General features: G+C 72.5%; 15 protein-coding genes. 10 read left to right on the top strand and 5 right to left on the bottom strand.

From position 1 onward, the window contains the following. Window positions 1-246 precede the first annotated feature (246 nt). From ACIA6C_RS12860 to ACIA6C_RS12825, 8 genes are all read left to right on the top strand, one after another. Window positions 247-825, top strand: coding sequence for an NADPH-dependent FMN reductase (locus ACIA6C_RS12860; protein ID WP_399275121.1), 579 nt, complete (start codon window positions 247-249; stop codon window positions 823-825). Further along, window positions 825-1436: a serine O-acetyltransferase EpsC gene (gene epsC / locus ACIA6C_RS12855; RefSeq protein ID WP_361135125.1), complete on the top strand. Its 612-nt coding sequence runs from the start codon at window positions 825-827 to the stop codon at window positions 1434-1436. The genes ACIA6C_RS12860 and epsC overlap by 1 nt, the downstream gene beginning before the upstream one ends. Before the next feature lie 129 nt (window positions 1437-1565). After that, window positions 1566-2585, top strand: coding sequence for a cysteine synthase family protein (locus ACIA6C_RS12850; RefSeq protein ID WP_361135122.1), 1020 nt, complete (start codon window positions 1566-1568; stop codon window positions 2583-2585). A 38-nt stretch (window positions 2586-2623) separates the two neighbouring features. Further along, window positions 2624-4006 carry an MFS transporter gene (locus tag ACIA6C_RS12845; protein WP_399275119.1) on the top strand — a complete coding sequence of 461 codons (1383 nt, stop codon included), beginning with the start codon at window positions 2624-2626 and terminating at the stop codon, window positions 4004-4006. Next, on the top strand, window positions 4003-5322 hold the full coding sequence (locus ACIA6C_RS12840) for an ATP-grasp domain-containing protein (protein WP_399275117.1): 1320 nt from the start codon (window positions 4003-4005) through the stop codon (window positions 5320-5322). The genes ACIA6C_RS12845 and ACIA6C_RS12840 overlap by 4 nt, the downstream gene beginning before the upstream one ends. After that, window positions 5319-6632, top strand: a complete 1314-nt coding sequence (locus tag ACIA6C_RS12835) for an ATP-grasp domain-containing protein (protein ID WP_399275115.1) — start codon at window positions 5319-5321, stop codon at window positions 6630-6632. The genes ACIA6C_RS12840 and ACIA6C_RS12835 overlap by 4 nt, the downstream gene beginning before the upstream one ends. Continuing rightward, complete coding sequence (locus tag ACIA6C_RS12830) at window positions 6629-7882, top strand: hypothetical protein (protein ID WP_361135110.1); 1254 nt, start codon at window positions 6629-6631, stop codon at window positions 7880-7882. The genes ACIA6C_RS12835 and ACIA6C_RS12830 overlap by 4 nt, the downstream gene beginning before the upstream one ends. Window positions 7883-7961: 79 nt before the next feature. Continuing rightward, window positions 7962-9179: a phosphatidylserine/phosphatidylglycerophosphate/cardiolipin synthase family protein gene (locus ACIA6C_RS12825; RefSeq protein WP_399275112.1), complete on the top strand. Its 1218-nt coding sequence runs from the start codon at window positions 7962-7964 to the stop codon at window positions 9177-9179. A gap of 36 nt (window positions 9180-9215) precedes the next feature. Here the strand turns inward: ACIA6C_RS12825 and ACIA6C_RS12820 are convergent, their stop codons facing one another. Both ACIA6C_RS12820 and ACIA6C_RS12815 read right to left on the bottom strand, forming a co-directional pair. Beyond that, window positions 9216-9446, bottom strand: a complete 231-nt coding sequence (locus ACIA6C_RS12820; protein ID WP_399275110.1) for a hypothetical protein — start codon at window positions 9444-9446, stop codon at window positions 9216-9218. Window positions 9447-9553: 107 nt separating this feature from the next. Then, the gene (locus tag ACIA6C_RS12815) at window positions 9554-11047 is read right to left on the bottom strand and encodes a cellulose binding domain-containing protein (protein WP_399275108.1); all 1494 of its coding nucleotides are present in this window, start codon (window positions 11045-11047) and stop codon (window positions 9554-9556) included. 260 nt (window positions 11048-11307) lie between these two features. On the opposite strand from ACIA6C_RS12815, the gene ACIA6C_RS12810 reads away from it, so the two are divergent. Then, entirely contained in the window at window positions 11308-11733 is a 426-nt protein-coding gene (locus ACIA6C_RS12810; RefSeq protein ID WP_399275106.1) for a VOC family protein, read from the top strand. Between the two features lie 97 nt (window positions 11734-11830). After that, window positions 11831-12322 carry a hypothetical protein gene (locus ACIA6C_RS12805; RefSeq protein ID WP_366080428.1) on the top strand — a complete coding sequence of 164 codons (492 nt, stop codon included), beginning with the start codon at window positions 11831-11833 and terminating at the stop codon, window positions 12320-12322. On the opposite strand, the gene ACIA6C_RS12800 is transcribed toward ACIA6C_RS12805, so the two are convergent. The 3 genes from ACIA6C_RS12800 to ACIA6C_RS12790 form a co-directional block, all read right to left on the bottom strand. Beyond that, window positions 12316-13332 carry a cation diffusion facilitator family transporter gene (locus ACIA6C_RS12800; protein ID WP_399275104.1) on the bottom strand — a complete coding sequence of 339 codons (1017 nt, stop codon included), beginning with the start codon at window positions 13330-13332 and terminating at the stop codon, window positions 12316-12318. The genes ACIA6C_RS12805 and ACIA6C_RS12800 overlap by 7 nt on opposite strands. After that, window positions 13329-13820: a hemerythrin domain-containing protein gene (locus ACIA6C_RS12795; RefSeq protein ID WP_399275101.1), complete on the bottom strand. Its 492-nt coding sequence runs from the start codon at window positions 13818-13820 to the stop codon at window positions 13329-13331. Before ACIA6C_RS12795 ends, ACIA6C_RS12800 begins: the two co-directional genes overlap by 4 nt. A gap of 105 nt (window positions 13821-13925) precedes the next feature. Further along, window positions 13926-14336 carry a Fur family transcriptional regulator gene (locus ACIA6C_RS12790; RefSeq protein ID WP_361135086.1) on the bottom strand — a complete coding sequence of 137 codons (411 nt, stop codon included), beginning with the start codon at window positions 14334-14336 and terminating at the stop codon, window positions 13926-13928. Window positions 14337-14352: the final 16 nt, after the last annotated feature.

The following is a 14352-nucleotide window of genomic DNA, read 5'->3' as shown; positions in this document are numbered from 1 at the left end:
CGGGTGCAGCCGCACTCCTGAGCTCCTCCGTCGCGGCGCGAGTCCCGGTCAAGGCCGGCAACAGCCGGGGCTGGGACCGTGGCGAAGACGACGCGGGCCGGAGCCACCATCCCGGACCGGGGGCACTTGCCGTGCCGCCGGCCGGCAGTGCTCTGCCGTCCGCGCGTCGGCCTCACCGCCGGGGCCGCGACAAGAGGGGTCCGGGAACCGCAGGCGGAAGTCCCGGGCCGAGGAGAGGGGTTCACCGTGGCGAAGATCGTCCTGATATCCGGCAGTACGCGCCGGGACTCGCTGAACAACGCTGTACTGGCGACCGTGCGCCACATCCTGGCCGCCCTGCCCGGCGAGCACGAGACCGTGCTGCTCCCCGTCGCCGGCCTGCCGTTCTACGAGGCCGGCCTGGAGCTCGCCGACGGATCGGCCGCCGTGCGCGCGGCCAAGGAACTGGTCACCGACGCGGACGCCTTGTTCATCAGCACCCCCTCCTACAACGGCGAGATGCCCGGCGCGCTCAAGAACGCCCTGGACTGGCTGTCCCGGCCGGGCGGCCGGAGCCCGCTCACCGGCAAGGTGACGGCCGTGGCCAGCGCCTCCCCCGGAGCGCGCGGCGGGCTCGACGCCCAGCCCGGCCTGGTCGGCGTACTCGGCCGGTGCGGCGCGCTGGTCGTCGAGCACGAGCCGGTCGCCCTCGGCGGCGTGGCCGTGCCGGACGGCACCGACGGCCGTTACACCGATCCGGAGGTCGTGGCGCGGCTGGAGAGCCTCACCCGCGCCCTCGTCGCCGAGCTCAGCCCCCTCGGTGAGCGCGCCGAGGTGCTCGTCTGATGGCGGACGACCGGCCCGGCCTCCTGCGGATCATGAAGGAAGACCTGGACGTGGTGCTGGCCCGGGACCCGTCCATGCGCAACCGCCGTGAAGCCCTGCTGCACGCGGCACTTCCCGCCCTGTGGGCGCACCGGATCGCACACCGGCTGCACCTGCGCGGACTGCGGTTCATCGCGCGGGCCATCGCCTGGTACGCCCGCCGGGGCACCGCCGTGGAGATCCATCCGGGCGCGGTGCTCGGCCGACGGGTGTTCATCGACCACGGCGCGGCCGTCGTGATCGGCGAGACCGCGGTGGTGGGGGACGACGTGACCATCTACCACCAGGTCACCCTGGGGGCGGTGGGCTGGTGGAGCGACAACAACCGGGCCGCGGGGGAACGCCGCCATCCGGTGGTCGGCCACGACGTGGTGCTCGGTACGAACGCGACCGTGCTCGGCCCCGTCACCATCGGCGAGCACGCCGTCATCGGGGCGCAGGCCCTGGTGAACAAGGACGTGCCGCCGGGCGCCCGGGTGCTCGCCGCAACCGCCGTGATCAAGGCGGTCGGCCGGGCTCCGCAGCCCATGGAGGACCTGTACGCCGTCACCGCCTCGGCCGGCTCCTGGTAGTCCCCGCCCCCTCCCGTCCCGCGGCGCCGGCCCCCGGCGGATTCCCCCCGCGAGGACCCCGCCGGCGTGCGCCGCACCGTACGACCGACCGACACACCGCCCCACCGAACGACTTGTGAGGAACCAGACGTGGAAAGCCGCCAGAAGCGCGACATCGCCGACAGCATCGAGGACTTGGTCGGCTCGACCCCCCTGATCCGCCTGCGCTTCGACGACACCGCCCCGGGCACCGAGGTGCTGGCGAAGCTGGAGTCGGCCAACCCGATGTCCAGCAGCAAGGACCGCGCCGCCCTGTACATGCTGCGGGCGGCGGAACTCCGGGGCGACCTCAAGGCCGGCAGCGGCACCGTCATCGAGGCGACGTCCGGCAACACGGGCATCTCGCTGGCGGCGTTCTGTGCCGCCCGCGGCTACCGCTGCGTGATCGTGCTGCCCGACAGCGCCACCGCCGAGCGGGTCTCCCTGCTCAAGGCGCTGGGCGCGGAGGTGGTGCAGACCCCGCGCGAGAGCGGATACCCCGGTGCGATCGCCAAGGCCGAGGAACTGCACGCGGCGACGCCGGGCTCCTGGTTCCCGTGCCAGCACGAGAACCCCGACAACGTGCGGGCCCACTACGAGACCACCGGCCCGGAGATCTGGACCGACACGGCCGGGCGGATCGACGTACTGGTCTGCGGTGTGGGTACCGGCGGCACCCTCACGGGCATCGCAAAGTACTTGAAGGAGCAGAACCCGGAGGTACGCGTCGTCGCGGTCGAACCGGAGAACTCCCCCGTGCTGTCCCAGGGCGTCGGCGGACTGCACCGCATCCCCGGTCTGAACGGCGGCTTCGTCGCCCCCACCACCGACGTCGACCTGATCGACAGCGTGGTGACGGTCTCCGACGAGGACGCCATGCTCGCCGCCCGCGCCCTCGCCCGCCGCCAGGGCATCTTCGCCGGGGTCTCCTCCGGCGCCGTCGCCCACGCCTGCGCCCGGCTGGCCGGGCACCCGGACTACATCGGCGCCACGATCGTCACGGTCCTCCCCGACACGGGCGAGCGCTACCTCAGCATGCTGAACGAGGACGAAGCGCCCGCCGCCCGCACCGTCGAACAGCCCGTCACCCGGCCCGCGGAGCAGCCCGCCGCGCTGACCGCCAAGCCCTGAGCCCACCGCCGTCGCGCCGTCCTAGAGGGAGCCGGAGCATGAACTTCCGCGCGTTGCACCCGAACATCAAACTGAGGCTGGGCGTCGGATTCGTCCAGCGGTTGCTCGGCATCATGCTGATGCCGCTGATGGTCATCCACCTGGCCGCCCTGTACGGGGCCGCCGCGGCGGGCGTGCTCACCCTGGTCGTGGCGGCCGCGGGCATCGCCAGCAACTTCCTCGGCGGGCACCTGGCGGATGTCTACGGCCGCAAACCGCTGATGGTGGCGGGCGAGGTCGGGGCGGCCCTCACCTTCGGGCTGCTGGCACTGGCCAACTCGCCCTGGTGGCAGTCGGGGGCGGTGACCTTCGTCCTCTTCCTGCTCAACACCTGCCTCGCGAGCGCGGCCACCCCGGCCGCCGAGGCGATGATGATCGACGTCTCCACCCCTGAGAACCGGAACTTCGTCTACACCGTCAACTACTGGTCGATCAACCTCGCGTTCACCGCCGGCGCCCTGATCGGCGGCTTCTTCTACGGCGAGCACTTCACCCTGCTGCTGACCGCCGCAGCCGCGCTGTCCGCCGCGACCGCCCTGGTCACCTGGTGGTGGATCGCCGAGAGCGCCCCGGAATCCGCGAAGGACCAGGCGGCCGGCATCCCTGCCATGCTCCGCGGCTACCTCGCGGTCTCCCGGGACCGGGTGTTCCTGCGGCTCCTGGCCGCGGCGACGTTCAGCCGGGCCATCGAGGTGCAGATCGGCTACTACATCGCCGTCCGGCTCGCTGACGACTTCCCCGAGCAGGCGCTGGCCGGTCTGGACCGCTGGTTCCCGGCCGTGGACGGCGTCGCGATGCTCGGCATCCTGCGGGCCGTCAACACCGCACTGATCGTCGTGTTCGCGCTCTTCGCGGGCAGCATGTTCCGCCGGCTGCCCGACCGGGTCCGGCTCTACGCGGGCCTCACGGTCTTCACCGCCGGGTACATGGTCCTCGCCGTCAGCAACAGCGGCTGGGTCCTGATCGCCGCCGCGGTACTGCTGACCGTCGGCGAGATCGCGAACGTGCCGGTCAAGCAGGCGCTGCTCGCCGACCTGGTCGATCCCGCCTCCCGCACCAAGTACCTGGCCGCCTACGGTCTCAATGCCCGTATCGGCCTGCTCATCGGCTCGCTGTGCGTGACCGTCGGAGCCTTCCTCTCGCCGGTCGGCATGAGCCTGCTGTACGCGGCCTTCGGCCTCGGCGCCATCCTCGTCTACCGGTCCCTGCTGCCGCTGCGCGATGCGCGCCAGGCCGCGGCCGAGCAGGCCGCGGCAGCCTCGGAGCAGGGTGGGCCGGCCGCCGGGCCGGAGTACGACGGGGCGCCCTCGGAGCAGAACACCGCCGACGCGCAGCCGGCCCGGCCGGTCGCCGCGTCGGCCCGGAACGGAGCAACGTCATGACCCACTCCCCCACCGCCGGCCGCCTGCTGATGGTGATGCCGTACGAACAACTCGTCCGCAAGGCCGTCGAGGCCGGATTCCGGGTCTGGTCCATCTGGGATCCCTCGCTGCGCCCGGCCGCCTACCTCGACAAGGTGGCGGCCCATTCCGAGGCACTGGCCCTGGTCGACTTCGAGGACGAGGCCGCGCTGCGCACGCTCGTGGCCCGGATGGCCGTCGAGAACGGCATCCAGCACGTCCTGCACCTGGGCAGCGAGTCCAGCATGGCCCCCGTGGTCGCAGAAGCCGAGGCGCTCGGTCTGTCGCCCAACCGTGCGGAGTCCGTCAGGCTGCTCAACGACAAGAACGCGATGCGCCGCCTACTCAACCGCAACGGCGTCTCCGTGGTCCGCGCCCGGGAAGCCGCCGTGCTCGCAGAGGTGGAGCCGCTGCTGGCGGAGTTCGGGCTGCCCGCCGTGGTCAAGCCGGCCAACTCGGCCGGCAGCCGCGGCATCGCCCTCGTCCGCGGCGCCGGGGACCTCGCGGAGTGGACCGAGCGGGTCAAGTCGGCCGGTATCGAAGGCCCCTACATCGTCGAGGACTTCCTGGAAGGCCCCGAGTTCAGCGTGGAGACCCTGACGGTCGGCGGCAGGCACGAGATCGTCGGGATCACCGCCAAGCAGACCAGCGGGCCGCCCGGGTTCGTGGAGACCGGGCACGTCCACCCGGCCCCGCTCCCCGCCGTCGACGCGCAGGCGATCCGGTCCACCGTCACCGCCCTGCTCGACCTGGCCGGTTACGCGTTCGGCCCGGCGCACACCGAGGTGATCCTCACTCCGGCCGGCCCGCGCATCGTGGAGTCGCAGGCCCGGCTCGGCGGCGACCGGATCCCGTTGCTCGTGGAGGTCGCCACCGGCCTCGACATGGAAGCGGCGATCTTCCGGGCCCTGGCCGGCGAGGACGTCAGGACGCCCGCTCCGCGGCGATACGCCTCCGTCGGCTTCTTCCGGCTGCCCGCAGGGCGCCTGGAGTCCGTCGAGGGCCTGGCGGAGCTCGGCGCCGAGGAGCACGTGCACGCCCTGCACTTCCCGTACGGGCCGGGCGACGTCCTGCCGCGCACCACCGACTCCGGTACCCGGCACGGCTACGCCGTCGTCGACGCCCCGAGCCCTGCCGAAGCCGCCGCGCGCATCGACGCGGCTTTCGCGGCGCTGCGCACCACGGTCACGCCCAGCACCCCCGGCCTTCCCAGCACGCCCAGCACGCCCAGCACGCCCAGCACCCCCGGCACTCCCAGCACCCCCGGCACTCCCAGCAAGAAGGAAGCCCTGTCATGAGCGCGAGAACCGTGACCGCAGCCGTCCCACCGGCCACGCCAGTTGCCGAGCGGACGATGCTCCTCGTCGGTGGGACCGACCAGCACCTCGAACGCGCGAAGGCCCTGGGCGTCCGCGTGGTGCTGCTCCAGCACCCGGACAAGATCAACGCCTTCCAGACCGGGCTGGCCGACGTGCTGCTGATGGTCGACTACACCGAATGGGACACCGTACGGCCGCTGGCCGAGGCGGCCCGGGAGGTCTGGGGGTTCGACACGATCGTCTCCCTCACCGAGGGGGGTCTCGACATGGCGGCCCGGCTGAACGACCACTTCGGCTTCCCGGGCACCCGGCCGGAAGTGAGCCGCAGGATGCGCAACAAGTACCTGATGCGCCAACACCTGGCGGAGCAGGGCAAGCTGTCGATCCACTGGGGCCGGGTCACCGACCGCGAGTCGCTGGAGGCCTTCGCCGTGGAGGCGGGCTTCCCGTTCATCGTCAAGCCGACGGACGCGACGGCGAGCTTCGGCCTGATCCGGGTCGGCGGCGCCGCCGACCTGGAAGCGGCGTGGGAGCGGATCGAGGAGCTGCGCGGCCGGCGCACCGACCGCGGCTCGACGCTGTTCACGGTGCGCGAGTTCCTGATGGAGTCCTACCTCGACGGTCCCGAGTTCAGCGTGGAGGGGTTCAGCTTCGGCGGCCGCCACGTCGTGGTCGCGGTGACCGAGAAGCTCGTCGACGACACCCACTTCGCGGAGCTGGGCCACGCCCTGCCCGCCCGGCTCGTCCCGCAGGCGTACGAGCAGGTCACCACCGCGGTCGCGGACTTCCTCGACACCATGGGCATCACGGACGGGCCGAGCCACACCGAGTTGCGCCTGACCTCGCGCGGGCCCGTCGTCATCGAGTCCCACAACCGGGTCGGCGGCGGACACATCAACGAACTGGTCGAGGCCGCGTACGGGATCGACCTCCTGCGGTACGGCGTCGCCTGGCCCCTGGGCCTGGTGGAGGCGTTGCCGGAACCCCCGATCGCCCGCGCCGGCGCCTGCACGCGCTTCGTGCTCCGTGACCCCGGCACGGTCACGGCCGTCTCCGGGGTGGAGGAGGTCGCGGCGCGCCCGGACGTGCTGGCCGTGGAGGTCTCCGTGAGCCCCGGCGACGAGGTCCGGCCGCTGCGGGACAACTGGGACCGGCTCGGCTTCGCCGCGGTGACGGCGGCCGACACCGATGCCGCGATAGCCCTGTGCGAGCGGCTGACCGAGGAGATCCGCATCGAGGTGGCCCCGGCGCACGCGCCCGCCGCCCACGGGCTGGGGGTGGCGGCGTGAGCGCGCTCGTACTGCACCGGTTCCCGCTGGAGCCCTTCCCGTACGACCGGTGGCTGGCGGAACTCGACGGCGGCGTGGTGATGATCGCCGCCCGGGACAAGATCGTGGCGGGCCGCGAGCAGGTCCCTGACGGGCCCGGTGGATACCGCCACCTGGAGCTCATCGACACGTTCGACGACGAGGACCTCGTCGACCGGCTCGCCCGTGACCTGATCCAGGAATACGGCGTGACCCACGTCATCGCCCACCACGAGGCGGACCTGATCCGGGCCGCGGCGCTGCGGGAGAAGTTCGGCCTGCCCGGCCAGCTGCCCGAGGGGGTGCTGCCCTTCCGGGACAAGGTCCTGATGAAGCGGAAGCTGGCGGCGGCGGGCATCGCCGTCGCCCCGCACACCCTGCCCGGGACGGCGGACGAGGCGCGTGCGTTCGCGGCGGAGCACGGGCTGCCGCTGGTGTTCAAGGCGCGCGACGGCTTCGGCTCCATCGGCCTGCGGGTCGTACGGACCGGGGAGGAGCTGGAGCGGCACCTGGCCGAGGCCTTCGCCCCGGGCGCGGGTCCCCGCGAGGACCTGCTGCTGGAGGCGTACGTCCCGGGCCGGATGTGCCATGTGGACGGGGTGGTGGCGGGCGGCCGTACGGTGATGGCCTGGCCCTCGCAGTACCAGTACGAGCTGTCGTCCTTCCAGGCCGACAGCGGCGCCCGGGTGGACCTCACCCTGGACCCGTCGGATCCGCTGTCGCCGAGGCTGCTGGAGCTCGCGGAGGCCTCGCTCGCGGCGCTGGGCGGCCCGGCCGACTTCGCCTTCCACGCGGAGGTGTTCCACACGCCGGACGACCGGCTGGTGGTGTGCGAGGTCGCGGCCCGGCCGGCGGGCGCGCGCATCCGTGAGGTGCTGACCGCCGTCTTCGGGGTGCACCCGGTGGAGCTGGCGTCGCGCGCGCACACGGGACTGCGGCTGCCGGACCTGGAGCGCCTCGCCGAGGGCGCCCGGCTGGAGCCGGTCCGGATGGCGGGTCAGGTCCTGATGATGAAGCGCCCGGGAACGGTGCGCGGCATCCCGGCCACACCGGAAGAGCCGTGGGTGGAGTTCTACGGGGTCTTCGCGGAGCCCGGCGAGGTGCTCGCCGAAGCCGCGTTGTCCTCGGACTTCCTGGCGGCGGCGGTCCTGTCGGCGCCGACGCGGGTGGAGTGCGAGAGGCGGCTGCGGGAGCTGGGAGCCCGCTTCGAGGCGGAGATCGTGATCGACTGAACCGCACGGGCGGTGACCCGCTCCGCAGAACTGTTCGATAGGGTCCGAGGTCGCACGGGACCGATCGAGGAGTGCTTGTATGACCAGCGGAGTGCCATCGGCCCCCTGTGAACCGGCGGAAGAGCCCACGGCCCCCGGAGCGGACGAACGGATCGTCCGGATCCGCAGGCGCCTGGAGCGGCTCATAGGCATCGCCGCGACCGAGGGCAACAGCCTGCGTCCGCTGCGCAACGGTGACGAGATCTTCGCGGCGATGCTGTCCTCGATCGAGGAGGCCCGGCACACGGTGGACATGATGACCTTCGTCTACTGGCGCGGGGACATCGCCCGCCGGTTCGCTGCGGCACTGGCCGACCGGGCCCGTGCCGGTCTGCGGGTCCGTCTCCTCCTGGACGGGTTCGGGAGCCGTCTCATAGAGCCCGAACTCCTGGAGGAGATGGACGCGGCGGGGGTGCAGGTGGCCTGGTTCCGCAAGCCCCTCTACCTCTCCCCGCTCAAGCAGAACCACCGCTGCCACCGCAAGGTGCTGGTGGTGGACGAACGGACCGCGTTCACCGGCGGCGTCGGCATCGCGCAGGAGTGGTGCGGCGACGCCCGCAACCCCGGGGAGTGGCGTGACACGCACGTCGAGGTGCGCGGCCCGGCGGTCGACGGCATCGCCGCGGCGTTCGCCCAGAACTGGGCGGAGTGCCATACGGAACTCTTCGACGACCGGGACCGCTTCGTCGGCCACGAACCGTCGGGCGACGCGATCGTGCAGGTCGTACGCGGTTCGGCGAGCTTCGGGTGGCAGGACATGCAGACCCTGATCCGCGTCGTCCTGGAGTCGGCCGAGGAGCGGGTGCGTCTGGCCACGGCCTACTTCGCGCCCGACGGGTACTTCGTCGACCTGCTGTGCGCGACGGCGCGCCGCGGGGTGGAGGTCCAGATCCTGCTGCCCGGCCCCCACACCGACAAGCGGGTGTGCCGACTGGCGGGCCAGCGTCACTACGAGGCGCTGACCGCCAGCGGTGTGAGGATCTTCGAGTACCAGCCGACCATGATGCACGCCAAGATCATCACCATGGACGGCGTCGTCTCGCTGATCGGCTCCACCAACTTCAACCGGCGCTCCCTGGACCACGACGAAGAGGTGATGCTCGCCGTCATGGACCGCGGCTTCACCGCCGTCCTCGACTGGCACTACGACACCGACCTCAAGGTGAGTGACCCCATCCGCCCCGGCAGATGGAAGGACCGCTCCCTCGCGCAGCGTGCACGCGAGGCAGCAGTCCTGCCCATTCGCCGCTATCTGTGACGGGTGGGGCGCGCCGCGGGCACCGGACGGGCCCCGTCAGGGCCGGTCGGAGTCGCCGGACTGCGCGTGCCTGCGCGAGCTGCGCTGGGCGCCGGGGCTCGGGGAGAGCGCGTCTGCCGCCTCTCCCGGCTCACCCTCCGCGACTTCGTCCTGGGTGCCGCGCTGGGCCCGTTCGGCTTCCCGTCGTGCTGCCTCGTCACCGGCTTCGCCCGGGGCCTGGGACGGGGTGGTGCGCGGCTGCTCGCTGCGTTCGCGGTCGGTCATCATCGGGTCCTTTCCTTGCCTCTCCACCGGCCGGCGAGCACGCCGGCGGTCACAGCCCCGCCTACCCGGTCGCTGAGGTCCCAAGCGGGTCGGCCGGGTGACCTCGGGGGTCAGCCGCGTGCGGCGAGGGCCTTGGTGAAGGCCAGCGGCTCCTGGACGACGGACGAGCAGGTGGGGTCGGCGTTGTTCTTGGCGCCGCCGTCGCACTGCCGGTCCCGGGCGGCGGACCACATCGCGAGCCGGCCGATGCCCTTGGAGCGGGCGAAGGCCGCCAGCTGTGCGGCGTCCTCGACCGTGAAGACCTCAGTGGCCACGTCGTTGACCCCGATCATCGGCGTCACGGCCACCGTCTTCCACGCCGCGGCGTCGGAGAGGCCGAGAACCGAGGTGATCTGCGCCTGCGTCGCGGTCGCCGCCTGGATGGCGTACCCGCCCATGTCCGCCGTGTAGGCGGGCCCGTAGTCCATGGCCATGATGTTGACGGCGGCGATCGCCACCCCGTTGCGCCGGGCGTCGGCGAGCAGGTCGAGGCCCGCCTGGGTGAGGCCCTCGGGCATCACCGGGAGGGTGAAGGAGACGTCGAGTCCCGGGTGGCTCTTCTGGAGCCGGGCGATGGCCTGCGCCCTGCGGGTGTTCGCCGCGGTGTCGGGCAGGGCACCGCCCTCGATGTCGAAGTCGGCCTTCGTCAGCCCGTAGGTGTCGATGACCTTGCCGTAGGCCGCGGCGAGGCTCGTGGGGGAGTCGCACGCCAGGGCCAGCTCGGAGCCTGCCGCGCCGCCGAACGACACGCGGACGTCACCGCCCTGGGCCCGCAGGGCGGGGATCTGGGAGGCGACCCGGTCGGCGTCCAGGGCGGTGGTCCCGCCCCAGAGCGGGGTGCAGCCGCCGCCCGAAGTGACGAAGGCGAGGTTGAACTCCTTGACCCCGGTCTTCGCGGCCGTGTCGAGGAGGTCGTGGGCCGGGTAGAGCGAGGTGTCCACGTACGGCGCGAATCCGGCGGAGGCCGTGCCCCCGCCGCCCGGGGTGCCGGTGGGTGCGGGTTTCGCTGTGGCCGTTGCGGTGGGTGCGGCCGTGGGACCGGAGGTGGGGCCCGTGGACGGGGGCGGCGTCGGCGCGGAGGTGGGTCGGGTGGTCGGCCGCCCGCTGGGCGAGGGGGTGGAGCCGGTGCCCGGGGAGCACTTCTCCTTGTTGATGAGGCAGCCCGTCGGGGTGCCGGCGCTGCCGCTCGCGGAGGTGACGAACCCGACGGTGAGGGAGGCGCCGGGGGCGAGCCCCGCGGTGTCCCAGCGGGGCGGCCTGACCCTCACGTGGCGGCCGCTGACGGTCTGTTCGCCGTTCCAGAGGGAGGACAGGGCCGTGCCGGCGGGCAGGTCGAATTCGAGGGTCCAGTCCCTCAGCGCGGTGCCGGTCCGGTTGGTGATGACGTACTGCCCGGTGTAGCCGGTGGTCCAGCTGCTCGCTTTGGTGAACGCAGCATCCACGGAGGCCGCTTGGGCGGTGCCGGTAAGGGCGACGGCGGCGCCGCCGACGGCCGCCGCGACGGCCAAGGCCGCTGCCGCCTTCGTCGTGGGACCCGTGGTGCGGCGATGGGAGTTGCCAGCCATGGAGGACCTGCTTCTGCGTGGGGGATGAGGGATCGACCAGCACGCTAGCGACCGGGAAACGGACAAATGTGCGCTTCGGCACTCCGGCCGGAGACCTTGAGGCGGGCTTAAGGAAGCGATCGGAGCGGGTTAACCCACGTGTGAACGGCCTCGCCCCCGCCCCGCGACGAACCGCAGCCGGGTGGCGGCCACAGTCATGTACGGGGCCGCAGCCGGGTGCGGGGCCGCCGCTGCCGGCGGCGGCTGCGAGGATCACCGGTATGACGTCAGCGCTCCTCCCCGACGACCGGCCGGCACACGGCTCCCTGCACCACGTCGAGATCTGGGTGCCCGACCTCGGCCGGGCGGTCGCCGCGTTCGGCTGGCTGCTGGAGGCGCTGGGATACGCGCCGTACCAGAGCTGGAGCGGGGGACGGAGCTGGCGGCTCGGCCCGGTGTACCTCGTCTTCGAACAGTCCCCGGCCCTCACCGCCGGTCACCACGACCGTCGCCGCCCCGGGCTGAACCACCTGGCGTTCCACGTCGACGACGCCGCCGCGGTGGAGGCGCTGACCGCGCGGGCGCAGCGGCACGGCTGGCGGCTGCTGTTCGGCGACCGGCACCCGCACGCCGGGGGCGCGGGACACTACGCGGCCTACCTGGAGAACGAGGACGGCTTCGAGGTCGAGCTCGTGGCACTGCCCTGACCTGCGGACCCGCCCGGCTCGGATGCGGTGTCCGCCCTTATGGGGGAAGCTGGCAGGGCGGCGTCCCCAACAGGAGACGGACGGGCGAGGAGGTCTCGTGGACGGTTCAGGAGACGGCCGGCGCGCCTGCGCGCCCCGGGCCCGGGTACGGACAGCCGGTGTGCTGTGCGCGGTAGCGGCCCTCGTGGCGGCAGCCGTTCCGGCGTCGGCGCGCACCGCCCCCGAAGCGGCCCCCGATCCCACCCCCGCCGATCCGCTGGTGGTCGTCGACTGCTTCTCCCAGGGCCAGGTACGTCCGGACGAGTACCTGCTGGCCTGCGGCGACGGCAACAACCGCCTCGTGCGGCTGCGCTGGGAGACCTGGGGGCCGAAGACCGCCACGGCCACGGGTACCGACATGGTCAACGACTGCCGCCCCTACTGCGCGGCGGGCCGGTTCCGCCCCTACCCCGTGACGGTGACCCTGAGCAAGCCGCAGCCGTGGCCCGAACGCCCCGGCCTGCAGCGCTTCACCACCATCCGGCTGCTCTACACCCACACCGCACCGGCCCCGGTCTCCAAGGACGTGACCCTCAAGCTCGTCTACTGAACCGGCCGCCGTACGCCGGCCCGGCGGGTGGCCGCGGCGTCCGTGACGTCGAGGAACACCTGGTCCAGTTCGGGCCAGCGTTCCTTGAGGCCGGTGCGGATGCGGACCATCGCGTCCTCGACGGTCTCGCTGTCGTACCCGGCCGTCAGGTCGATGCTCGCGGCGAGGAGCGCCGAATCGGGCCCGAGCCGCATGGTCAGCAGGGAGGTCACCGAGTCGATCTCCGGCTGGTGTTCGAGGTCCGCCCGGATCTCCTCCTGCAGTCGCGGGTCGACCGCCTCGCCGATCAGCTGCGTACGGGCCTCCTTGCCGAGGACGTAGGCGACGTACACGAGCAGGAGGCCGATGAGTATGGAGGCGGCCGCCTCGTACGCCACCTCGCCCGTCGCCATGTGCAGTGCCATCCCGGCCATGGCCAGGACGACGCCCAGGCAGGCCGTGCTGTCCTCCGCCAGGACGGTGCGCAGGGCGGGGTCGCGCCCGGCGCGTACCTCCGCCGCCAGGCCGTGTCCGGCTTCCCGTGCCGCGCGGCGTACCTGGAGGACGGCCCGCAGGAGGGAGACGCTTTCGGCCAGGAGTGCCACGAAGAGCACGACCAGGCCGATCACGTACCCGCTGTGCGTTTCGTCGCCGCCGGCGCGCAGGGCCTCGACGCCCTGAAAGACCGAGAAGCAGCCACCCGTGACGAAGATGCCGACGGCGGCGAGCAGCGACCAGAAGAAGCGCTCCTTGCCGTAGCCGAAGGGGTGCCTCCTGTCGGCGGGGCGCCTGCTGCGCTTGACCGACGCCAGCAGGAACACCTCGTTGATGGAGTCGGCCACGGAGTGCGCCGCCTCCGAGAGCAGGGCGGGTGAGCCCGCGACGACTCCGCCGATGGCCTTGGCCACGCAGATGGCGAGGTTCGCCGCGAGGGCCACCCACACGGTGAGCCGTGTCTGGCCGTCCTGACCGGCGGACTTGTCCGCCGGTCGCCCGCCCCCGGACGTCTGCGCCGCCCCCTGTGCGCTCATCCCCGTACCACGGCGCGCACGTTCTCGACACTGCCGCAGTCGGAGGCCAGTTGCCGCTCGCGTTCGCGCAGGAACGCCGCTCCCAGCTCGGCGCGCCGGTCGTCGGGCACGCTCTCCCTGGCGCCGTTGAGGATCGTCCGCTCCTCCTCGTCGATGTGGTGGGAGACCGCCTTCGCCAGCTCCTCCAGGCGCTCGTCCCACTCGTCCGAGCCGACTTCGGACACTTCGAGCAGCGCCAGCAGGGCCTCGTTCCCCTCGGCGTGCTCCTCGGAGCCGTGATCCACCTCTTCGTCGTCCACTCCCTTGAACCGCTTGAGAGCGCCGTAGACCTCCGCCTCCTCGGCCTCGCCGTGCGCGATGAGCAGTGCGGCGAACTCGCGCAGCGCCGCCGCGCGGTCGGCCTCGACGCTCCGCATCCGACGGAAGAGGTCCTCCATGCGCCGGTGGTCCTTGAGGATCACCGCGACGACGTCCTGTTCCACAGCCATGGTCCACTCCTGCTCACTACGTGCCGCACCGCCCGGGCGGCAGAACCCGCCGGGCGCGCCGCTTGCGCGCCCGGTCCCTTTCGGGGGTGCTCGCTGCGGCGGGATTCAAACGCAGGAGGGGCACAGTCCTCGGTAGGTGACCTCGACGCCGGAGAGGGTGAAGCCGAAGCGCTCGTCGGGTGCGAGGTGGGACAGCGGATCGCCGGACGGGTGGACGTCGCGGATGAGGCCGCAGCCGGAGCAGACCAGGTGCTGGTGCGGGTGGCGGGCGTTGGGGTCGTAGCGCTTGGCGCGGCCGTCGGTGGAGACCTCCACGACCTCGCCGAGGGAGACGAGCTCGCCCAGGGCGTTGTAGACGGTGGCCCGGGAGATCTCCGGCAGCAGCCGGACCGCACGGGCGTGCACCTCGTCGGCCGTGAGGTGTACGTGATCGCCGTCGAGCACCTCGGCAACGACCCGCCGCTGGGCGGTCATTCGCCAGCCGCGCCCCCGTAGCCGCTCCAGCAGGTCACTCATGTCGGCTCACCTCTTC

The sequence above is a fragment of the Streptomyces sp. NPDC051578 genome (genome assembly GCF_044454045.1).
Classification (GTDB): Bacteria; Actinomycetota; Actinomycetes; order Streptomycetales; family Streptomycetaceae; genus Streptomyces.
The sequence above is the reverse complement of the archived record's forward strand: the minus strand, read 5'-3'. Positions and strand labels throughout refer to the sequence as shown.